The organism is Stenotrophomonas sp. YJH_SMC_10 (genome assembly GCF_059371555.1).
Genome location: NZ_JCAFUS010000001.1, coordinates 339700 through 361363 on the forward strand (window position 1 = coordinate 339700; position 21664 = coordinate 361363).

Genomic DNA, 21664 nt, shown 5'->3' on the forward strand with positions numbered 1-21664 from the left:
GCGATGAGCCCTCCTGACGCCTGGAACGCGGTTCCCACCCTGCGCGGCCAGCACGTGACGCTGCAGCCGCTGCAGCCTGCACACGTGCCGGGCCTGCGCGATGCGCTCGAAGACAGTGGCCTTGACCAGCTCTGGTACACCCAGGTGCCGTCGCCGCAGCAGGTCGAGCCCTATGTGCAGGCGGCGCTGCAGGCACAGAGCGAAGGCAAGGTGCTGCCGTTCGTGATCCGCGACGCGGCCGGCGCCATCATCGGCAGCACGCGCTTCTACGACATGGACGCCAGCGTGCCCAGGCTCAGCCTCGGCTACACGTGGTACACGCCGCGCGTGCAGCGCACCGGTGCCAACACCGAAGCCAAGCTGTTGCTGCTGCAGCATGCGTTCGAGGTGATGGGCTGCATCAGCGTGGTGCTGGAAACCAGCTGGTTCAATCTCACCTCGCGCACCGCCATCGCCCGCCTCGGCGCCAAGCAGGATGGCGTGCTGCGCAACCACAAGCGGCACGCCGACGGCACGCCGCGCGACACCGTCATCTTCTCCATCATCGACGCGGAATGGCAGGGCGTGAAGCGCCACCTGCAGTACCGCCTGGACAGCCACGCATGAACGATTCGACCTTCACCCTGGGCATTGTCGGTGCCCGCGGCCATACCGGCGCCGAGCTGATCAAGCTGGTGGCCGCCCACCCGCGGCTGGAACTGGCTTTCGTCTCCTCGCGCGAGCGCGCCGGGCAGCGCCTGTCCGACCACCATCCGGAATTCCAGGGGCACCTGCAGTACGAGAACCTGGACGCCGACGCGGTGGCCGCCAAGGGCGTGGACGCGGTGATCCTGGCCCTGCCCAACGGCCTGGCCGCGCCGTTCGTGGCCGCGCTGGACGCAGCGAAGCCGGATACCGTCATCGTCGATCTCTCGGCCGACTACCGTTTCGACAACGGCTGGTACTACGGCCTGCCGGAGCTGACCCGCGGCCGCTACACCGGCCAGAAGCACATCAGCAACCCGGGCTGCTATGCCACGGCGATGCAGCTGGCGGTGCATCCGCTGCTGGACCTGCTGGCCGGCCCGCCGCAGTGCTTCGGTGTGTCCGGCTACTCCGGCGCCGGCACCACGCCGTCGGACAAGAACAACGTCGAACTGCTGGCCGACAACCTGATGCCGTATGCGCTGACCAACCACGTGCACGAGCGCGAGGTGTCGGTGCAGCTGGGCGTGGCCGTGGAATTCATGCCGCACGTCGCGCCGCACTTCCGGGGCATCACGCTGACCGCCAACCTGTGGCTGAACCGCGTGCAGACCCGCGAACAGATCGTCGAGCGCTTCCAGCAGGCCTATGCCGGTGAACCCCTGATCGAAGTGGTGGATGAAGCGCCGTGGGTCAGCCGCATCGCCGGCCGCCACGGTGCCCAGGTCGGTGGCTTCACGCTCGCGCCGGGCGGCAAGCGGGTGGTCGTGGTGGCAACCCTGGACAACCTGCTGAAGGGCGCGGCCACCCAGGCCATGCAGAACCTCAACCTTGCGCTGGGCATCGACGAACTGACGTCGATCCCGCACTGAACACGCCTTCCGGAGCCCCCATGGCAGACCTTCTTTGGCAGAAGCCCGGCGTCGCTGTCGACGCCCAGATCCAGACCTTCCTCGCCGGCGACGACGTGATCCTCGACCGCGAGTTCTTCCTGCACGACATTGCCGCCAGCGCCGCGCATGCGCAGGGCCTGCAGCACATCGGCATCCTCAGCGCCGATGAGCTGGCCGGCCTGCTGCGCGAACTGGACGCGCTGGCGCAGGACTTCCGTGAGGGCCGCTTCGTGCTCGATACCCAGTATGAGGATGGCCACTCGGCGATCGAAGCACGGCTGACCGAGCGTCTCGGCGATGCCGGCCGCAAGATCCACACCGGTCGCAGCCGCAACGACCAGATCCTGGTGGCCACCCGTCTGTGGCTGAAGGAGAAGCTGCAGCGCGTGGCGCAGCTCAGCGCGGAAGTGGCCAAGGTCGCGCTCGACCGTGCGCAGGCCGAGAAGGCCCTGCCGATTCCCGGATACACCCACATCCAGCGCGCCGTGGTGTCCTCGGCGGGCATGTGGTGGGCCGGCTGGGCCGAGGCCTTCATCGACAACGCCATCCGCGCCCGCGACACCCTTGCGCTGGTCGACGCCAATCCGTTGGGTACCGCTGCCGGCTACGGCGTGAACCTGCCGCTGGACCGCGAGCACACCACGGCGGCGCTCGGCTTCGCGCGCATGCAGATCTCGCCGATCTATGCGCAGCTGTCGCGCGGCAAGTTCGAGCTGGCAGCGCTGGAAGCCCTCGGTGGCGCCACGCTGGACCTGCGCCGCATCGCCTGGGACCTGTCGCTGTTCACCAGCGCCGAGTTCGGCTTCGTCGCGCTGCCGGCGCAGTACACCACCGGCAGTTCGATCATGCCCAACAAGCGCAATCCGGACGTGATCGAGCTGATGCGCGCCACCCACGCCAGCGTCGCTGCCGCGCGCACCGAGATCGAGCAGCTGCTGTCGCTGCCCTCGGGTTATCACCGCGACCTGCAATCGTCCAAGGGCGCCATCTTCCATGGCTTCGGCCGCGGCCTGGCCGCGCTGGAGCTGCTGCCGGCATTGCTGGCCAACCTGGAATGGCGCGACGACAGGCTGCGCGCAGCGATCGACTCGGGCATGTACGCCACCGACGTGGCGGTGGAAGCGGCCGTGGCCGGTGTGCCGTTCCGCGAGGCCTACAAGGCGGCAGCGGCAGGTGCCGACAGTGCAGGGCAGGGGCGCACGCCGGAAGGCAGCCTGGCTGCGCGCGTGTCGCCCGGCTCGGCGGCCGACCTGCGCCTGGAGCAACTGCACGCACGCTGGCAGGCGCTGTCCTGATGGCGGGCACCGTCTACCTGGTGCTGGCGATGCGCCGTCCGGACTTCAATGCCGCGGCGGTGCAACCGCACCGCGATTTCCTCGATGCGTTGCAGGCACAGGGCAAGCTGCAGCTGACCGGCGGCTTCGCCGATGGCAGCGGTGGCGCCTACGTGCTGTGCAACGTGGACAGCCTGGCGCAGGCGCAGGCCATCGTCGCCACCGACCCGCTGGTGACGATGCAGGCCTCCGACCTGACCGTGCACGAATGGAACATCCGCTGAGAGCCTGACCAATGACCCTGCACGCTGCCAACGTCGCTTCGCCGTTCCCGCAACAGGCGCTGCCGCCGTGGCGGCGCGCGGTGCTGAAGGTCGGCAGCAGCCTGCTGGCGGCCGATGGTGGCGGCCTGTCGCCGCGCCATGCGCTGGGCCTGGCGCAGTTCGTCTCGGCCAATGTAGGAGCCGGGCGCGAGGTGGTGATCGTGTCGTCCGGTGCGGTCGCCGCAGGGCGCGCGATCCTGCCACGGGCCGATGAACCGGGTGCGGCGATGGCGGCGCGTCAGGCCCTGGCCGCGCTCGGCCAGGCCCAGCTGATCGGGCTCTGGCAGCGCTTCTTCGAGCGCCCCGTGGCGCAGGTGCTGCTGACCCACGACGACCTGCGCAACCGCCGCCGCTACCTGAATGCGCGCGCCACGCTGAGCGAACTGCTGCGGCTGGGGGCGTTGCCGGTGGTCAACGAGAACGACACCGTGTCGGTGGACGAGCTCAAGCTCGGCGACAACGACAACCTGGCGGCCACCGTGGCGGCGCTGGTCGATGCCGATGCGCTGTTCATCGCCACCGACATCGATGGCCTGTACAGCGCCGATCCGCGCACGGTGGCCGACGCGCGGCCACTGCACGATGTGCCGGAACTGAGTGACGATGTGCTGGCGATGGCCGGCGGTGCCGGTTCGCGGGCTGGCACCGGCGGCATGCGCACCAAGCTGGAGGCGGCGGCGAAGGCGGGCCGCCTCGGCATCGAGACCTATCTGTTCAACGGCCGCAGCGCTGATGTGGTGCGCGCGCTGGCACAGGACCGCCTGTTCGGTACCCGCATCCATGCCGCACGCAGCCGTGAGGCCGCCCGCAAGCACTGGCTGCGGCACGCGCCGTTGGCTGAAGGCGCGATCGTCGTCGATGCCGGTGCGGCACAGGCGATGCGCGAGAAGGGGGCCTCGCTGCTGCCCGGTGGCATCACCGCTGCGGAGGGGGCATTCCGGCGCGGCGACATGGTGCAGGTGTGCTGGAACGCGCCGCAGGGCCGCGTCTGCGTGGCCCGCGGGGTCAGCCAGTACGCGGCCGACGACGTGCGCCGCATCGCCGGCCATCATTCGCGCGACATCCAGGCCGTGCTCGGCTACAACTACGGTGGTAGCGTCGTCCATCGTGACGACCTGGTGCTGCCATGACCGGTTTGAAGGACACCCCGATGAGCGAAATCGAAGCCCAGGCGCGCGCCTGCCGTGATGCAGCGCAGATCGTTGCCGGCCTGGACAGTGCGGCGCGACGCACGCTGCTGCTGGCGATGGCGCAGGCCCTGGAGGTGAATGCCGGACTGATCCTGGCCGGCAACGCACGCGACCTCGCCGCCGCGCGCGACAAGGGCGTTGGCAGTGCCATGCTCGACCGCCTCGCACTGGACCCGCCGCGGCTGTTCGCGATGGCCGAGGCGGTGCGCGAGGTGGCCGCGCTGCCTGACCCGGTCGGCCAGGTGACCCGCGATGACGTACGTCCCAACGGCATCCGCGTGCAGAAGGTGCGCGTGCCGCTGGGCGTGATCGCGATGATCTACGAGGCTCGCCCGAACGTCACCGCCGAAGCCGCGGCGTTGTGCCTGAAGGCGGGCAACGGCGTGATCCTGCGCGGGGGCTCCGAGGCGATCCATTCCAACACCGCCATCGCCCAGGCGCTGGCCGGTGCCCTGAACGCCAACGGTGTGCCGGCGGCGGCAGTGACCGTGCTGACCGATCTGCGCCGCGAAGCGATGCTGGAACTGCTGCAGTTGCACGAGTTGATCGACCTGGTGATCCCGCGCGGCGGCGAAGGCCTGATCCGCTTCGTTGCCGAGCATGCACGGGTGCCGGTGATCAAGCACTACAAGGGCGTCTGCCACCTGTTCGTGGATGCCAGTGCCGACCCCGGCAAGGCCCTCGATCTGCTGGTGGATGGCAAGTGCAGCCGGCCGGCGGCGTGCAATTCCCTGGAAACGCTGCTGGTGCACCGCGAGGTCGCCGGAACGTTCCTGCCGCGCGTAGCGCAGGCGCTGGGCGAGCGCGGCGTGCAGCTGCGCGCCGATGCGCAGGCACAGCCGCTGCTACCTGGCAGCACGGCGGCCACCGAAGAGGACTATGCCGCCGAATTCCTCGATCTGGTGCTGGCGGTGCGCGTGGTCGATGATCTCGAGGCGGCCATCGCCCACATCCGCACCTATACCTCCGACCACACCGAAGTGATCGCGACCGAAGACGCCAGCCATGCCGAGCGCTTCGTCAACGCGCTGCGCTCCGCGGTGGTGATGGTCAACGCTTCGTCACGCTTCTCCGATGGTGGCCAGCTGGGCCTGGGCAGCGAGATCGGCATCTCCACCACGCGCCTGCATGCGTATGGCCCGATGGGTCTTGAGGCACTCACCGTTGAACGTTTCGTGGTGCGCGGCGAGGGGCAGACGCGTACATAAACAGATCCACGCCCTGCGTGGATGCTCTTCGCGGTAGACCCCGGTGCCGATCAAGGTCGGCACCCACCAGGCCCAAGCGCCGACCAAGGGCGGCAGCTACCAGGTCTTCGGCTACACCACCTCGCGGCGGATGCCGACCGGCCGTGCGTGGTCATCCATGTGCAGGGTCGCGGCCTTGCAGCCCATCAGCCGTTCGGCCAGTCCTGCGCTGGCCCCCAGATCGGCCGCGACTTCGTTGAGGCTGGCCAATGGCCTTGGCTGGCGACGTTCGCGGCCACGGAAGCGGGCGCGGTTGTACTCGGCCCAGGTGATCAGCAGTACGCTGGCGCACAGCAGCAGCAATGGCAGCGCGACCAGCACGTACGGGTCGAACTGGCCCTGTCGTTCGTACAGCTGCCGCCAGGCCAGCTGGCCGCCGATCAACCACGACAGCAGGGTCACCAGTGGCGCCCACAGGTAGAAGTAGAAGCCCCAGAACGCCAGGGTGACAAATCCCCAGGCGGTGCGCTGGAAGCGTGGCTGGCGATGCGGCTTGCGGATCATCCGCGAGTCGAAGCGGTTGGACGGGTGGTGCGCGTTCATCGGATCCCCCGGTCAGGGCTGGTCCAGGTGGCGCGCCTGCTGCGACGGCGCAGCAGCGTCTTCGGCAGCGCCACCAGGGTGGTGGAAAGGCTGATCAGCCAGTACGCCATCGGGTACCAGATGACCCAGAAGTAGTTGCGTCCAATCTGTGTCTCGTAGCGCCGGTCGATGATCAGGCTGCTGGCGAACTGCAGCAGGCAGACCATCGCCAGGATCACGCCATGCCACTCCGGCAGCAGGCTGGCGATGTGCAGCTGCGGTGGCAGCTCGATGAACTTGCCCAGCGCCCACAGCAGCACGATGAACAGCATGGTGTAGGCCCAGATCACGCTCAGCACGTACTCCAGCAGCACGCCCCACATGCGCCGCTCTTTCCAGTGCAGCAGCGAGCGGGCGTGGCGCAGCATCACCTCCACGCCGCCCTGCGCCCAGCGCAGCCGCTGCCGCCACAGGCCTTTGAGTGTTTCCGGCATCAGGATGAAGCACAGCGCATTGGGCTCGTAGCGGATGTCCCAGTGCGCGCGCTGCAGGCGCCAGCTGATGTCGATGTCCTCGGTCACCATGTCATCCGACCACCAGCCCACCTGGTGCAGGGCGGTACGGCGGAAGCCGGCGATCACCCCGGAGAGGGTGAAGATGCGGCCATAGACGCGCTGTGCGCGCTTGATCATGCCGATGATGGAGGAGAACTCGGCGACCTGCAGGCGGCCAAGCAGGGTGGAGCGGTTGCGGATGCGCGGGTTGCCGGTGACTGCACCGACCCGGTTGCCGCTGACCAGATGCCAGACCATCCAGTGCAGCGCATGTTCCTCCAGCATGGCATCGCCATCGATGCAGACCAGGTATTCCGAGCGCGCGGCCAGCGCGCCCATGCGCAGCGCATTGGCCTTGCCCAGGTTGCGGTCCAGGTGCAGCACGCGCAGCCGCGGGTGCTTCGCTGCCAGGGCGTCCAGCCGCGCGCCGGTGTCATCGCTGCTGCCATCGTCGATGGCGATCACCTCATAGTCGGCGGGGTAGCGCTGCGCCAGCGCCGCGGCAAGCGTGTCGTCCAGGTTCTCCGCTTCGTTGTGGCAGGGCACCAGCAGGGTGGCGAAGGGGGGAGCGATCATCAACGGGGGATCGTTGCGCGGGCGCGAGTGGCGTTCACGCCGGAAGTAGTAGTACAGGCCGCCGGACATCCAGAAGAACGCCATCACCATCGGGTAGTAGAAGGCGAACTGGAACAGAACCTGCAGCAGCGGATGCATGTCCACGTCACTTCTCCGGGTACGGGAAGTTGCCGGCGGACATCGCCGCGCGGGCATCGTGGGTGGAAGGCTGGTCACCGATGAAGTCGTCCGGGTACCAGGCGAAGTGGTGCACGCCCTGCGCCTGCAGCTGGCGGATCTGCGCACGCAGGCGTTCGGCGGGAATCGGCTGCCCGCTGCGCCAATCGACGGTCTGCAGTTCGAACAGCGTGTGCTGCAGCTGCGGGTCGTGCGCGCGTACCGCAGCCAGCAGCTGGTCGAGCCAGCGTTCCGGCTGCTTGCTGCCTTCCATCCAGGGCATCGCCATCAGCGCGGTCTGGTCGTAGGCCCGGTTGAACAGGTCCAGGCGCTGCGCGAACCAGGCTTCGCTCTGCGGGCGAAGTACCGGCTCGGCATACAGGTTGCGCACCGTTGCCAGTTTCGGCCGCCAGCGCTGCGCGCTGTTGCGCAGGGCCAGGGTGAAGTCGATCAGGGCCTGGGTACGCGCGCTGCCGTCGGCACCGGCGGCCAGCGCGGGCAGCTCGGTGTCGCGCAGGTAGCCATCGTCATGGAACAGCAGCCCCTCGAAATAGGAATTGACCGCCAGATCTTCGTAGATGTCGAGCATGATCTGGCGTGCCTTCGGGTTGGTGAAGTCCAGCCGGTACATGCCGTCGGCATCGCCGTTGCGGATCGCCAGCGCCTTGCGCTGCGCCGGGTCGGGCAGTTCGAAGCCGAGCACCGGCAGCCATGCGTAGACCTTCACGCCCGCGCGCGATTTGAGCTGCCAGGCGACACGGCTGAACAGGTCCGCGCGCATCGGCATGTGCCGGTTGGGAAAGTACAGTGCGTCGGCCGTGTTGTTGCCGTCCGGGTCGGCGAAGGCCTGCAGGTAGACGTGGGTGGGCGCGACGCGCTTGACCCGCTCGACCAGCGCGTCGAGGTTGCGTGCCTGCTGCGCCGGATCCGCGTCGTAGACATCATCCAGGTCGATCTGCAGGGCGCGGATGCCGTCGAGCGCGACGTCACGGCGCAGTTCGTAGGCCAGGCCTTCCACGGTCGGGTTGTTGCTCACCAGCAACCGTGCCAGCCCGTGCAGGTCGCTGGCCACCGGCGTGCTGCGGCCTTCCAGGTCGAACGAGACCGGCATGCCCAGCTGCTCGGCAATGTCGTTGCTCAACTGGTTGTACGCGGCATATGGCCAGACGATGGCGCGCGGGCGCACGCCCAGGTGCTGCTGGATGCGCTGCACGCTGCGCGAAAGATCAGTGCGCAGGCGCTGCTCATACTGCGTCTCGCTCTCGTAGCTGCGCGTGGCCGGGGTGTAGATGCGGGTGACCACGGCGGGCGTGGAGTTTCCCTGCGGATTGGCAAGCACGCCGTGGTGCAGGTCATCGGTGTGGCTGGCCACTTCGATCAGGCCACTGTCGTGCATCTGCTTCAGCTGCGCCCAGGTCACGAAGTCATCGTGGCCGAACCGGCGGTAGCCGTAGTCGATGGTGCGGCCCGGTGCCATGTCCACATAGTCGGTGATCACCGCCACCAGCGCCGGGTAGCGGTAGGCCTGCAGCAGCGGGAAGGCCTTGTCGTAGACGCTGCGCAGGCCATCGTCGAAGGTCAGCAGCACCGGCTTGGGAGGCAGCGTGGCGCGGCCCTGCGAGGCCTCGATCAGCTGCGACAGCGAAACCGGGTGGTAGCCGTGTGCGCCCAGCCAGTCCAGGTGCGCGGCGAAGTTCTGCGTGCTCACCGCGTAGCTGTCGGCATCGCCCTTGGCGGCGACCTGGTCGCGGATGTCGTGGTAGCTGAGGATCAGCAGGCCGTTGTCGATCGCATCGAGATCCAGGGCCTGCTGCGCCGGGGCCGATGGCGCAATGGCCAGCAGCAGGAGCACGATCAGTCGCAGGATGCGGGCCATGTCAGTCTCCCCAGCGCAATGCGGCTTCGAAGCCCATGTGGCGCTCGCGGTGGCCGTCGTAGACCGGCCGTGACCAGCGCACGCCATACTCGAACACGCGGCCGGGACCCAGCTGCCACTCGTGCATGTAGGACACCGTCGGTACCAGTGCACTGCCGAAACCGTCCTGCCAGTAGTCGCCCAGCGAGACGGTCAGGCGATGCCGGAAGTGGCGCTCGTAGTGCCGCCACAGCTGCTGGTCGATGCGCAGCCCGATCTCGACCATGCGGTCGCGCTTCGGGTTGAAGTAGGGCGCATCGTCGCGGCTGCCGCGACTGGTGTAGGCGCTGGCCAGGCCATCGATCAGCCAGCGCGGGCGGGTCAGCAGGCGCTGTTGGACACTGGTGCCGAACAGCTCGCGGTGGTTGCCGTCGTCATAGCGGAAGCGGCTCGCGCCGAACGTCCAGTGGGTGAGCTCGCTGCGCCGGTAGTCCACCTGTGCGCTCACGCTGTCGGCGGTGATGCCGGCCGCGCGCGCCTGCATCGAGGCCTCCGGGTCATTGCGTGCGACCACCAGGCCGGCGTGCCAGGAATCGTTGAACTGCCAGCCGACGCCGAAGCGCAGGCCGGTGTCGCCGATGTGGTCGTTGGCGCGCAGCACCGCCGCTTCCGCATCCAGCCGCCCGAAGCGGTAACGCACGCCCGCACCCAGCCACAGCGGATCGATGCGCTGGTCCTGGAAGTCGGTCGAGCGCCGGTCGGCCAGGGCGAACAACCGCCAGCGGTCATCAAGGAGCGGTGTCTCCACTTCCACGCCGTAGTGGCGGTCGTTGTTGCCCAGTGGCGAGGTGCCACCGCCCCCGGAGCTGCGGCCGATGTCGGTCCAGGCCTTCAGCTGCCAGCCGCGATGCGCGCGCCAGGCCTGGTCCATGCGTTCGACCGCCGGTTGGGTGGGGTAGCGCGCGACCAGGTCATCGTGCAGCGGCCGCGCCAGGTCGTCGCGCTGCAGGGCGACATAGGCCTCTTCCATGCCCAGCCGCGGTTCGATGTCTCGCGGGTCGAGCGCGTGTGCCATCTGCTGCCGCTGCAGCGCCCGGCGTGGCCAGCCGCGCATCATGTAGACGCTGCCCAGCGCACTCTGCAGGCCGCCGTTGCCCGGTGCGATGTCGACCATCGATTCCAGGTGGTGCTGCGCGGTGCGCAGGTCACCGCTGTAGGCGCGCACCATCGCCAGGTTGAGATCGGCCTCGTAGCGCGACCAGTTCGCGTACGGTGCCTTGCCGTTGCTCCAGCGCCACGCCGGTTCCTTGTCGCGCCATGCCTGCAACAGGTCGATGGCCTTTTCCTGCTGTTCGCTTTCCAGATAGGCATAGGCCAGCTCCGAATGCGAGGCATCGCGCGTCGGGTCGCCTGCCACCGCCGCCTGCAGTACCGGAATGGCTTCCTCCGGGTGCAGGGTGCCCATCAGCGAATCGCCGACGGCGGGCAGCACGTAGTCGGGCAGGGTGTGGCCTTCGGCCTGCAGCGCCCGTGCTTCCTCGCGCACCTGCGCATGGCGGCCCAGCCGGTTGAGCAGGATCAGCCGGTCCATGCGGATGCGCAGTGGTGCCTGCGAGGGTGGGGTGCCTTCGCCGCCGAGGTAGCGCTGCATGCGGGCCAGGGTCGATTCGGCCTCTTGCAGGCGGCTGTCCTCGCTGCTGCTGTAGGCCAGGCTCCAGACCACCAGCTTGGCCAGGTAGTCACCTTCCAGGCGCTGCTTCTGGGCGGCATCGAACAGTTGCGGGCGCTGCTGGTACAGCTCCCACGCGCGCCAGGCGTTGCCGATGTCGCCCAGCGTCAATACGCGCAGCTTGAACAGCAGGTCGTCATCGGGCTGTTGCTGGCTGGCGCGCTCGATCGCGCCCAGGGCATCCAGCCAGCGGGCCTGGTCGCGGTAGTGGCCGATCTCGGCCAGGGCCGCCTCGCGGCCGCTCGGTGGAGCAGCGCTGCTGGCCCAGGCCAGCGCGGTACAGGCAAGGCCGACGCAGAGCGCCAGCCGACGGTGGACAACCATTGGGGACCCCCTTGGCTTCCAAACCAGACAACCTGAAAAATGTGACGCACATCACATGCCAGCGCTTGGCGTGGCCGTGGCCCGCGTCACTCCCTTCGTGCATTCCCGCCCAGCGAAGACGGATACAACCCGGACAGCGACCTGCAATGTCTTGTCTGAAACGAGAGTCCCCCGCACACCGAGTGGTGGCCTGGGCGGCGGTGCCGCCCCCATGCCCGATGCCGGCACGCGGCAAGGATGGGCATTCGTGGGCACTATCCGCCCGGAATTGTCAGCCCGGCGTCAAAATTCCCCGGGTGGCTGACGAGCGGTAGGTGGGGCCGTCTGGCGGCCCCGGCCGGTTACCAGAGATCTTCCAGTTTGCGCGGCTTGCAGGCCACCCACGAGGCGCACAGCATCAGCGTGGCGCAGCCGAACAGGAAGCTGAACGGGAGGGTCCAGCCCGTGCTGACGGTGTGCAGCCAGCCGACCAGGAACGGGCCCAGGCAGCTGAAGCTGTAGCCCACGCCCTGCATGAAGCCGGACAGCGCGGCCGAACCGGTCGGGGTGCGGGTGCGCAGGTTGATCAGGGTCAGTGCCAGCGGGAAGGTGGACGGGCCCACGCCGAGCAGGCAGGCCCACAGCAGCGGTGCCTTCATCGGTGCCAGCAGCAGGCCGGCGAACGCGATCACGAACGAGGAATAGCCGATCAGCACCAGCGGGAACGGGTTCTGCATGCGCACCGCCATCGACGGGATGACCAGCGACGGCAGCAGCCCCAACGCGGAGAACACCGCCACCATCACGCCACCGAACGCGGGCGTGCCGCCGGCCTCGACCACGATGCGCGGCAGCCAGGTGAACATCGAATAGGTCATCAGCGAGGTCATGCCGAACATCAGCGTCATGCTCCAGCCCAGTGACGTGCGCCAGACCCTGCCGTGTGGCTGCGCGGCCGGATCGGTGGCGTCGGCCTGCGGCGCCGGTGCGCGCCTGGCCAGCAGCAGCCATGGCAGTGCAGCGGCGAGCGCCAGCAGCGCCCACATGCCCAGCGAGACCCGCCAGCCGGCCGCATTGGCCACCGGCACCGCCAGCAATGCCGGCAGCATCGTGCCCAGCTGCAGCACGCTGATGTACAGGGTGCTCATGGTGCCGACCTTGTTGGCGAAGTAGCGCTTCACCAGCGGCGGGACCACCACGTTGCCGATGCCCATGCCGGCCAGCGCCACGACCGAACCGAGCAGCAGCGTGCCGACGTTGCCGGCGCTGGAGCGCAGCAGCAGGCCGGCCATCGCCATCACCATCGCCAGCAGCGTGGTGCGTTCCAGGCCCAGGCGCCGCGCCAGCGCCGGCGTGGCCACGCCGAACAGCGCGAACGAGGCGGTCGGCAGCATGCCCAGCACGCCGGTCATGGTGGTGCCGAAGCCGAACTGCTGGCCGAGCACGTCCAGCAGTGGGGTGATCGAGGTGACTGCCGTGCGCAGGTTGATCGCGGCCAGCAGGATGGCGGCGAAAGCCAGCACGCGCCCGTGCAGCAGCGACGGCGAATCGGAAGGGGAGGAACTCATCGGTGGTCCTTGCAGGTGTCGCATGCCCGGGCAATGGCATGCAGCGCCGGCATCGGTCTACGCCGAAGCGGCAGGTGGGGGAGTGGCTGCAGGCAAGCCGGCAGCGCGGCCATTGTACGTGCGCGCTCCGGCAAGGTCCCGTCATGCGGGCGGCCTGGCGGCTGATACAAAAAAACCCGGAGGACAGTGACGTCTTCCAGGCTTCTTGGTGACCACCGAAGTGGTCGGGGAGACAGGATTCGAACCTGCGACCTCTACGTCCCGAACGTAGCGCTCTACCAGACTGAGCTACACCCCGAAGGGAGCCGCCTATTCTAGCGATTCACCCCGGTGGCGGCAAGGGGTAAATGCTGTTCCTTCACACTGCCGAAGCGGTGTCACTTCAGGGAACAAAAAAGCCTGGATGACTTCACCAGGCTTCAATGCGACCACCGAAGTGGTCGGGGAGACAGGATTCGAACCTGCGACCTCTACGTCCCGAACGTAGCGCTCTACCAGACTGAGCTACACCCCGAAGGAGCCGCCTAAGATACCGTGTGAAGGCCAGGGCGGCAAGGTTTTTTTACAGCTCAGCGACGATTTTCCTTCTCGATGCGGTTCTGCTCGCGGGCTTCGAACCACATGCCGTTGAGGATGGCCACCGTCGAGGCGAGACCGGCACCGAGAATCCAGGCGAAGTACCACATGGTCAATCTCCTTAGTTCAAGGGTGTGCCGGCGGTCGGCCGGCACACCGGCAATCAGTAGGCGTTCGGGTTGTTGCCCATCTCTTCGGTGGTGGTCTTGCCCTTCAGCACGCGGTACACCCAGGTGGTGTAGGCGAGGATGATCGGCAGGAACACCGCCGTGGCCAGCAGCATGATCCAGAGGGTCAGGTGGCTGGACGAGGCATCCCACACGGTCAGGCTGGAGGTGGGCTGGCTCGAGGACGGCAGCAGGAACGGGAAGATGGCGAAACCGACGGTCAGGATGATGCCGGCGATGGCCGCACCCGAAGCGATGAACGCCAGTCCGCCGCGACGGGCCCGCAGCAGCGCCGCACTGGCCAGCAGGCCGGCCAGGCCGAGCAGCGGGGCCAGGATCGTGGCCGGCATCGCGCTGTAGTTGCGCATCCAGCCACCGGCGGCGCCGAGTTCAGCGGTCTTCAGCAACGGATTGGTGGCGCCATCGGTAACCACCTGCGAGGTGATCTGGTAACCCGGCAGGCCGAAGGCCACCCAGGCGCCCCCCACCGCGAACAGCACGAAGGCGATGATCGCCGCGATGCTGCCGAAGCGGGCGGCACGCTCGGCCACCGGGCCATCGGTCTTCAGCACCAGCATGGCGGCACCGTGGGCGACCAGCATCGACACGCTGAGCAGGCCGGCCAGCAGCGCGAAGGGCATCAACAGGCCGAAGAACGAGCCGGTGTAGAAGATGCGCATGCTGTCATCGAAGTGGAACGGCACGCCCAGCACCACGTTGCCCACCGCCACGCCCATGATCAGCGCCGGGATGAAGCCGCCGATGAACAGCGCCCAGTCCCAGGTGTTGCGCCAGCGCTCGCTCGGCATCTTGCTGCGGAACTTGAAGCCGACCGGGCGCAGGATCAGCGCGAACAGGATCACGAACATCGCCAGGTAGAAGCCCGAGAAGCTGACCGCATACAGCGGCGGCCAGGCGGCGAAGATCGCACCGCCGCCCAGGATCAGCCACACCTGGTTGCCTTCCCAGACCGGGCCGATGGTGTTGATCACCCGGCGGCGTTCGGCATCGTTGCGGGCGACGAAGGGCAGCAGGGTGCCCACGCCCAGGTCGAAGCCGTCCATCACGGCAAAACCGATCAGCAGGATGCCGAGCAGCAGCCACCAGATCACGCGCAGCGTGGTGTAGTCCAGAAGAATGAAGTCCATCTTGGTTCTCCTGCCTCAGGCCTGGCCGGCGGCGGGCGCCGAGGCATTGTGGGAAGCATGCGGCTGGGGCGACTGCAGCGACGGCAGCAGTTCGTCCGGACCCTTGCGGATCGCCTTGAGCATCAGCTTGATCTCGACCACGATCAGTGCGGTGTAGATCGCGGTGAAGCCGGCCAGGGTCAGCACGATTTCATGCAGGGCCAGGCCCGATGCCGCATAGAAGGTCGGCAGCACGCCATCGACCGCCCACGGCTGGCGGCCGTATTCGGCGACGAACCAGCCGCACTCGATCGCGATCCACGGTGCCGGCAGCGTCCACAGGGCCAGCTTGAGGAACCAGCGCTTGTCCTGGAAGTTGTTGCGGCACGAGTAGTAGAACGCCAGCGCGAAGAAGGCGATCAGGTAGAAGCCCAGGCCGGCCATCACGCGGAAGGTCCAGAACAGCGGCATCACGCGCGGCACGGTGTCCATCGCCGCCTGCGAGATCTCCTGCGGGGTGGCGTTGAGGATGTCATCGCGGTAGCGCTTGAGCAGCAGGCCGTGGCCCAGGTCCTGCCAGTGGCGGTCGAACATCTCGCGCGCTTCGAGGTCGTTCTTGTTGGCACGCAGGCGTTCCAGCGCACCGTAGGCCAGCTGGCCACCACGCACGCGGTGTTCGGCGCGCTCGACAAGCTCCAGGATGCCCGGGATCGGCTGGTTCAACGAACGGGTGGCGATCAGGCCCATCAGGTAGGGGATCTTCACCGCGTAATCGTTCTGGTGGGTGGTCTGGTTGGGAATGCCGAAGGCGGTGAAGTCGGCCGGCGCACGCTCGGTCTCCCACATCGCTTCGATCGCGGCCAGCTTCATCTTCTGGTGTTCGCTGGCGGCGTAGCCGCTCTCGTCACCCAGCACCACCACCGACAGCGACGACAGCAGTCCGAACGCTGCGGCCACCGCGAACGAACGACGGGCCAGGTCCTTGTGCTTGTTGCGCAACAGGAACAGGGCGCTGATCGCCATCACGAACACCGCACCGGTCACGTAGCCGGCGCTGACGGTGTGCACGAACTTGGCCTGCGCCACCGGGTTGAACACCACCGCCATGAAGTCGACCACTTCCATGCGCATGGTTTCCGGGTTGAACACCGCACCGGTCGGGTTCTGCATCCAGCCGTTGGCGACCAGGATCCAGATCGCCGACAGGTTGGTACCCAGCGCCATCAGCCAGGTCACCATCAGGTGCTTGACCTTGGTCAGGCGGTTCCAGCCGAAGAAGAACAGGCCGACGAAGGTGGCTTCCAGGAAGAAGGCCATCAGGCCTTCGATGGCCAGCGGCGCACCGAAGATGTCACCCACGTAGTGGCTGTAGTACGACCAGTTCATGCCGAACTGGAATTCCATGACGATGCCGGTGGCGACGCCCATGGCGAAGTTGATGCCGAACAGGACGCCCCAGAACAGGGTCATCCTGCGCCAGATCTCCTTGCCGGTCATCACGTACACGCTCTCCATGATGGCCACCATGAAGGACAGGCCGAGGGTGAGCGGTACGAATAGGAAGTGGTACATCGCGGTCAGCGCGAATTGCAGCCGCGACAGTTCTACGACTGTCTGATCAATCATGGCCTGGCTACCTCGTTGGATAGTGCCGTTGCAGGTGGCGGGAAGGGTGGTCTACGACGTGAATGATGTGACCGACTACTTCAAACAGCCTTGATCCAGATCAATGTATGAACAGGTGCCCCGGTTGATCGTATGCCAACCTGATGAAGACTGCGACCGCCGGCCGCAGGGGTGGGCGGTTGCCTGCGCCTACAATGCCGTGTCTCCCCTGTTTGCCGTGAAGACCCCTTGAGCGCCGCCGAACCGACCCCTGACGGCCTGTCCCAGGACGCCGAAACGACCCGCCAGCGGCGCGCCCGCAGTGCATGGCTGGCCGATCTGGCACGGCCCGCGCGCGGCCGCCAGCGCCTGGCGGCGATGTGCATCAGCCTGTCCGGCGCCCTGTTGATCGGCCAGGCGGCTGCCATCGCCTGGCTGGTGCAGCAGGTACTGGTGGAGCGCGTGCCGCTGGCCTCGGGGCTGCCGGTGCTGGCAGGGCTGGCGGTGATCCTGGTGCTGCGCACGCTGCTGGGCAGCGCCACCCAGGCGGCCGCCGGCGATGTGGCCGATGCCGCACGGCTGGCCCTGCGTGAACGCGTGTTCGCCCGCCTGCTCGGCCATGGCCCGCTGTGGCTGCGCCAGCGCCGCACCGGCGAACTGGGCGAACTGATGCTGCATCACGGTGATGCGATCGAGAGCTATTACAGCGGGTTCCTGCCGGTGCGCACCGAAGTGGTGGTGGTGCCGCTGCTGATCCTGGCCGCGGTCGCCTGGGTTGACTGGGTGGTGGCGCTGATCCTGCTGTTCACCGCGCCGCTGGTGCCGTTCTTCATGATGCTGGTGGGGTGGGGCGCCGAAGCCGCTGGCCGCGCCCAGTTGGGGGAGCTGGCGCGGATGAGTGGCCATTTCGCCGATCGCATCAAAGGCCTGGGCCTGCTGCGCCTGTATGGTCGCGGTGACGCCGAACTGGCCGGCGTAGAGGCCGCCGCCGAAGGCGTGCGCGTGCGCACCCTGAAGGTGCTGCGCATCGCCTTCCTGTCGTCCACGGTGCTGGAGTTCTTCGCCTCGGTGAGCGTGGCGATGGTGGCGCTGTACCTGGGCCTGAGCTACCTGGGCATGATGTCGCTGCACGCAGTGGTGCCGACACTGGGCGCGGGCCTGTTCTGCCTGTTGCTGGCGCCGGAGTTCTACGCGCCGCTGCGCCGGCTGGCCGCGCACTACCACGACCGCGCCAATGCACTGGCCGCCGCCGCCGAAGTGGAACGCCTGCTGCAGTCGCTGCCGGACGAGCAGGGCCTGATCGAAAGCGAGGCTGTGCCGCTCGCGGTGGAGCCGGCCGAGGCCGCGTTGCCGCCGCTGCGCGCGGAAGGCCTGGCGCTGCGCCCGCTGGGGGCGCCGCATGATGTGCTGCAGGATCTGGACGTGCTGCTGGAACCGGGCCAGCGCCTGGCGCTGGTCGGTCCCAGCGGTTCCGGCAAGAGCACGTTGCTGGAGGCGCTGGCCGGGTGGTTGCCACCCCGTGCCGGCAAGCTGCAGGTGCGGCCGGGCGTACAGGTGGCCTATGCCAGCCAGCGGCCGTACCTGTTCCACGGCAGCATCGCCGACAACCTGCGCCTGGCCGATCCCGGTGCCAGCGAGGCGCGCCTGCGCGCGGTCGCCGAGGCCGCGCAGGTAGTGCAGTTTGCCCAGCGCCTGCCGCAGGGGCTGGACACGGTGGTCGGCGAGCGCGGCTTCGGCCTGTCCGGTGGCGAGGCGCGCCGTATCGGCCTGGCCCGGCTGTTGCTGCGGGACCCGCAGGTGCTGCTGCTGGACGAGCCCACCGCGTTCCTGGATGCCGACACCGAAGCCGCGTTGCTGCGCAGCCTGGCGGCCTATGCGCGTGGCCGCAGCGTGGTGGTCGCCACCCACAGCCCGGCCGTGATCGCCTGGGCCGACCGCTGCCTGCTGTTGCCGGAAGGGCGTCTGCTGGAACCAGCACAGGCGGTGCGCGCATGAGCCGTTCACCCGATACGCTGCGCGCGGTGTTCCTGCGCCATCGCCCGCGCCTGCTGCTGACCGTCCTGCTGCTGTGGACCACGATGCTGGCCGGCACCGCTCTGCTGGGCCTGTCCGGTGGGTTCCTCACTGCGGCCGCGCTGGCCGGTGCGGCCGGCCTCGGCCAGGGCTTCAATTTCTTCTCGCCGTCGGCGGGCATCCGCGGCCTGACCATGGCGCGCATCGTGTCGCGCTACTTCGAAAAGCTGATCGGCCACGATGCCACGCTGCGCATCGCCCGCGATCTGCGCGTGTGGTTCTTCCGCCGCGCGCTGCCACTGGCACCGGCGCGGCTGGGTGCTACCCGCACCGGCGAGCTGCTGGCCCGGCTGCTGGGCGACATCGGCGAAGTGGACGGCCTGCTGGTGCGTGCCATCGGGCCACTGCTGGCATTGGCCGCGCTGTCGCTGGTCGCGGTGGCATCGGCGGCGCTGATCCTGCCGTCGGCGGCGCTGCTGCTGGCGGTGCTGGCGGTGCTGATCGCCTTCGGCGTGCCATGGCTGGGCGTGCGGGGGCGTGACGATGAAGAGGCCGACCGCGCCGCGCATCGCGCCGCATTGCGGACCGCGGCCTTTGAAGGGCTGGAAGGCGCCGGAGACCTGGCCGCGCTGCACGCCAATGCAGCGTGGCAATTGAAGGTGCGCGTGGCGGCCAAGCAGCTGGCCTCGCGTGATCGCCGCCGCCGCTGGCGCCTGATCGCGGCCTCGACCCTGCACGGCCTGGTTGCCGGACTGGGCCTGGTGGCGATGCTGGCGCTGACCCTGCACGCAGCCGAACAGCAGCGCATTGCAGCGGAGATGGCTGCGGGCCTCATGTTCCTGACGGTGGCGCTGATTGAATTGTGGGCCGGCATGGGCCTGGCCTGGCAGTCGCTGCAGTCCGGGCGCATCGCCGCTGATCGCCTGCAGGCCATCGTCGGGCAGCCCCCGGCGGTGGAGGATCCCCAGGTACCGCAGCCGGTGCCGCAGGCGGCGCGCGTGCACTGGGATGACGTGCATTTCCAGTGGCCGGGTGCCGCGCGGCCGGTGTTGTCCGGCCTGCAGTTGACCCTGGCACCGGGGGAACGCATCGCCATCCGCGGCGACAGCGGCAGCGGCAAGACCACGCTGTCCAGCCTGCTGCTGCGGCTGTGGGACCCGCAGCACGGGCGAATCACCTATGGTGGCCGCGACCTGCGCGACGTGGCCCAGGCCGAGTGGCACCGACAGCTTGCGTGGCTGCCACAGAACGCGCCGGTGTTTGCCGGCAGCGTGGCCGAGAACCTGCGGCTGGGTGATCCCGAGGCCAGTGACGCCGCATTGTGGGCAGTGCTGCGCCGCGTGCGCCTGGGGGAATGGGCCGAGCGCAACGGTGGCCTGCAGGCGTGGGTGGGCGAGAACGGCGCGACGATGTCGGCCGGCCAGGCACGGCGGCTGGCGCTGGCGCGCGCGCTGCTGCGCGCTGCGCCGATCCTGCTGCTGGACGAACCGACCGAGGGCCTCGACGTGGATACGGCGCGCGCGCTGCTGCAGGACCTTTCCGGCCTGCTGGACGGGCGCAGCCTGCTGATGATCACCCACGACGATCTGCCCGACGGCGTGGTCGACGCGCAGTACAGGTTGCGTGATGGGGTCCTGGTGCGCGAAGCGTGAACGGTCGTGCCGGCCGCTGGCCGGCAACCTCGTGGCACTTGATACGGATACGGAATTGCCGGCCAGCGGCCGGCACTACCGCAGCGGGTGGTTACCGCGACAGCTCGCGCAGCATCACCGCGATCGAGGCCACGTTGGCCAGCACGCAGAGCCAGAACACCCACTGGAACGCAGCCTTGCGGTGCTTGTGGCGGAACAGCGCCTGGCCAAGCAGCGCCCCCGGCCAACCGCCGGCAAAGGCCAGCAGCTGCAGGGTGCGCTCGGGAATCCGCCACTGCTTGCGCTGCGCGGCGCGCTTGTCGTGGCCATACAGGCCGAACGACACCGCACTGGCCAACAGGCACCAGCCACCCAGCCACAGCGGCAGCACACCGCTGACCATCAATGCGGCCAGCGCGCCGAACGCGGCCAGCGCGAGGTTGCGCCGCCAGGCCACTTACAGCGCGTCGAGGAAGCCGCGCACGGCCGGGCCGAAACGTTCGAAGTCGACGAGGAAGGCGTCGTGGCCCTGCGGCGATTCCAGGCCGATGAAGTGCGCATCGGCACCGCCGGCCCGCAGGCCATCGGCAACCTGTTGCTGCTGCTGTACCGGGAACAGGATGTCGGTGTTGGCGCCGATCGCCAGCGCCTTCTCCACACGGATCTTCGCCAGCCCGGCCAGCACGTCGCCGTCGGCATACTCGGCCAGGTCGAACCAGTCCATCGAGCGGCTCAGGTACAGGTAGCAGTTGGGGTCGAAGAAACGCACGAAGCGTCGTGCATGGCCTTCCAGGTAGCTTTCCACCTGGAACTCCAGGCCGAACGGATCATCATCGGTCTGGTCCGAATCCAGCCGCACGCGGCCGAAGCGGCCATCCCACTCCAGCGCCGAGCGGTAGGTGATCACGCCCAGCTTGCGCGCCATGCGCATGCCGGACTCCGGGTACTCGGCATCGTCGTAGTGGCCGCCGTTCCAGCGTGGATCCAGGCGGATCGCCTCGCGCTGCAGCGAACGGATCGCGATCGAGAATGGCAGCGCCTGCGCACTGCCGGAAATGTTGATGTGGCTGCGCGCGATGCCCGGATGCAGCATCAGGATGGCCAGCGCGGTCATGCCGCCCATCGAATTGCCGATCACGCACGCCAGTTGCGTGATGCCCAGTGCCCGCACCACCTCGATGGCGGCGCGCGCGCCGTCTTCGATCGACAGCTCGGGGAAGTCCAGGCGATAGGGCTCACCGCTGGCCGGATCCAGCGAGGCGGGGCCGGTCGAGCCCTTGCAGCTGCCCAGCGAATTCACGCACACCACGAACCAGCGATGGGTGTCGATCGGTTTGCCGGGGCCTACCATCGCTTCCCACCAGCCGGGTGCGGGGTTGGCCTCGTTGGCCGCCGCATGCGCGTCCGGCGACAGACCGGTCACGATCAGGATCGCATTGCTGGCGTCGGCCGCCAGGGTGCCCCAGGTTTCGTAGGCCACGCGTGCGCCGTGCAGGGCGCCGCCGCGCTTGAACGGAAAGGGTGAGGGCAGGGCGTGGAAGCGGGTGCCGGGCGGGATGAATTCGGTCATGCAGGCATTCTAGCGGGGCGGCATGTGGAGCTGGCGACACGCTGGTTTCCATCGGCGATGCAGGTAGTGCCGGCCGCTGGCCGGCAACCTCATGAATCCTG

Annotated in this window: 18 protein-coding genes and 2 tRNA genes; 8 read left to right on the forward strand and 12 right to left on the reverse strand. The window is 68.3% G+C overall.

What is annotated here, in order from left to right; genetic code table 11:
- Positions 1 to 3: 3 nt before the first annotated feature.
- The 6 genes from AC5P9C_RS01560 to AC5P9C_RS01585 are packed head-to-tail and all read left to right on the forward strand — an operon-like array spanning position 4 to position 5572.
- Entirely contained in the window at positions 4 to 606 is a 603-nt protein-coding gene (locus tag AC5P9C_RS01560; protein WP_343543401.1) for a GNAT family N-acetyltransferase, read from the forward strand.
- Positions 603 to 1556: an N-acetyl-gamma-glutamyl-phosphate reductase gene (argC, locus tag AC5P9C_RS01565; RefSeq protein WP_343543403.1), complete on the forward strand. Its 954-nt coding sequence runs from the start codon at positions 603 to 605 to the stop codon at positions 1554 to 1556. The genes AC5P9C_RS01560 and argC overlap by 4 nt, the downstream gene beginning before the upstream one ends.
- A 20-nt stretch (positions 1557 to 1576) precedes the next feature.
- Positions 1577 to 2872 carry an argininosuccinate lyase gene (gene argH, locus AC5P9C_RS01570; protein ID WP_414615334.1) on the forward strand — a complete coding sequence of 432 codons (1296 nt, stop codon included), beginning with the start codon at positions 1577 to 1579 and terminating at the stop codon, positions 2870 to 2872.
- Positions 2872 to 3135, forward strand: coding sequence for a YciI family protein (locus AC5P9C_RS01575; protein ID WP_053505935.1), 264 nt, complete (start codon positions 2872 to 2874; stop codon positions 3133 to 3135). Before argH ends, AC5P9C_RS01575 begins: the two co-directional genes overlap by 1 nt.
- 11 nt (positions 3136 to 3146) lie before the next feature.
- A complete protein-coding gene (proB, locus tag AC5P9C_RS01580) occupies positions 3147 to 4304 on the forward strand; it encodes a glutamate 5-kinase (RefSeq protein WP_343540962.1) in 1158 nt (385 codons plus the stop codon).
- Positions 4301 to 5572 (forward strand): glutamate-5-semialdehyde dehydrogenase, encoded by a 1272-nt coding sequence (locus AC5P9C_RS01585; RefSeq protein ID WP_343540964.1) that lies wholly within the window; start codon positions 4301 to 4303, stop codon positions 5570 to 5572. Before proB ends, AC5P9C_RS01585 begins: the two co-directional genes overlap by 4 nt.
- 111 nt (positions 5573 to 5683) lie before the next feature.
- Here AC5P9C_RS01585 and pgaD read toward each other — a convergent pair whose 3' ends face one another.
- From pgaD to AC5P9C_RS01635, 10 genes are all read right to left on the reverse strand, one after another.
- A complete protein-coding gene (gene pgaD / locus AC5P9C_RS01590; protein WP_049468144.1) occupies positions 5684 to 6154 on the reverse strand; it encodes a poly-beta-1,6-N-acetyl-D-glucosamine biosynthesis protein PgaD in 471 nt (156 codons plus the stop codon).
- The gene (gene pgaC, locus AC5P9C_RS01595) at positions 6151 to 7401 is read right to left on the reverse strand and encodes a poly-beta-1,6-N-acetyl-D-glucosamine synthase (protein WP_180995869.1); all 1251 of its coding nucleotides are present in this window, start codon (positions 7399 to 7401) and stop codon (positions 6151 to 6153) included. Before pgaC ends, pgaD begins: the two co-directional genes overlap by 4 nt.
- 7 nt (positions 7402 to 7408) lie before the next feature.
- The gene (pgaB, locus tag AC5P9C_RS01600) at positions 7409 to 9295 is read right to left on the reverse strand and encodes a poly-beta-1,6-N-acetyl-D-glucosamine N-deacetylase PgaB (RefSeq protein ID WP_343540967.1); all 1887 of its coding nucleotides are present in this window, start codon (positions 9293 to 9295) and stop codon (positions 7409 to 7411) included.
- 1 nt (position 9296) lies between these two features.
- Entirely contained in the window at positions 9297 to 11327 is a 2031-nt protein-coding gene (pgaA, locus tag AC5P9C_RS01605; protein ID WP_343540969.1) for a poly-beta-1,6 N-acetyl-D-glucosamine export porin PgaA, read from the reverse strand.
- A 341-nt stretch (positions 11328 to 11668) separates the two neighbouring features.
- Positions 11669 to 12874, reverse strand: coding sequence for a CynX/NimT family MFS transporter (locus tag AC5P9C_RS01610; RefSeq protein ID WP_049468153.1), 1206 nt, complete (start codon positions 12872 to 12874; stop codon positions 11669 to 11671).
- Between the two features lie 221 nt (positions 12875 to 13095).
- A tRNA-Pro gene (locus tag AC5P9C_RS01615) sits at positions 13096 to 13172 on the reverse strand.
- Between the two features lie 139 nt (positions 13173 to 13311).
- Positions 13312 to 13388: transfer RNA gene (locus tag AC5P9C_RS01620), tRNA-Pro, on the reverse strand.
- Positions 13389 to 13443: 55 nt separating this feature from the next.
- Positions 13444 to 13560: a cytochrome bd-I oxidase subunit CydX gene (gene cydX / locus AC5P9C_RS01625; protein WP_005410354.1), complete on the reverse strand. Its 117-nt coding sequence runs from the start codon at positions 13558 to 13560 to the stop codon at positions 13444 to 13446.
- A 53-nt stretch (positions 13561 to 13613) separates the two neighbouring features.
- On the reverse strand, positions 13614 to 14765 hold the full coding sequence (gene cydB / locus AC5P9C_RS01630; RefSeq protein ID WP_049464989.1) for a cytochrome d ubiquinol oxidase subunit II: 1152 nt from the start codon (positions 14763 to 14765) through the stop codon (positions 13614 to 13616).
- Positions 14766 to 14780: 15 nt separating this feature from the next.
- Positions 14781 to 16370 (reverse strand): cytochrome ubiquinol oxidase subunit I, encoded by a 1590-nt coding sequence (locus tag AC5P9C_RS01635; protein WP_049464990.1) that lies wholly within the window; start codon positions 16368 to 16370, stop codon positions 14781 to 14783.
- Positions 16371 to 16598: 228 nt separating this feature from the next.
- Here AC5P9C_RS01635 and cydD point away from each other — a divergent pair, with 228 nt between their 5' ends.
- Together cydD and cydC are read left to right on the forward strand one after the other, a co-directional pair.
- Positions 16599 to 18344, forward strand: coding sequence for a thiol reductant ABC exporter subunit CydD (gene cydD, locus AC5P9C_RS01640; protein WP_414615323.1), 1746 nt, complete (start codon positions 16599 to 16601; stop codon positions 18342 to 18344).
- Complete coding sequence (gene cydC, locus AC5P9C_RS01645) at positions 18341 to 20014, forward strand: thiol reductant ABC exporter subunit CydC (protein ID WP_064238887.1); 1674 nt, start codon at positions 18341 to 18343, stop codon at positions 20012 to 20014. Before cydD ends, cydC begins: the two co-directional genes overlap by 4 nt.
- 91 nt (positions 20015 to 20105) lie before the next feature.
- On the opposite strand, the gene AC5P9C_RS01650 is transcribed toward cydC, so the two are convergent.
- Together AC5P9C_RS01650 and metX are read right to left on the reverse strand one after the other, a co-directional pair.
- The gene (locus AC5P9C_RS01650) at positions 20106 to 20450 is read right to left on the reverse strand and encodes a DUF1294 domain-containing protein (protein ID WP_049464997.1); all 345 of its coding nucleotides are present in this window, start codon (positions 20448 to 20450) and stop codon (positions 20106 to 20108) included.
- Positions 20451 to 21563: a homoserine O-acetyltransferase MetX gene (metX, locus tag AC5P9C_RS01655; protein WP_049464998.1), complete on the reverse strand. Its 1113-nt coding sequence runs from the start codon at positions 21561 to 21563 to the stop codon at positions 20451 to 20453.
- Between the last annotated feature and the right edge of the window lie 101 nt (positions 21564 to 21664).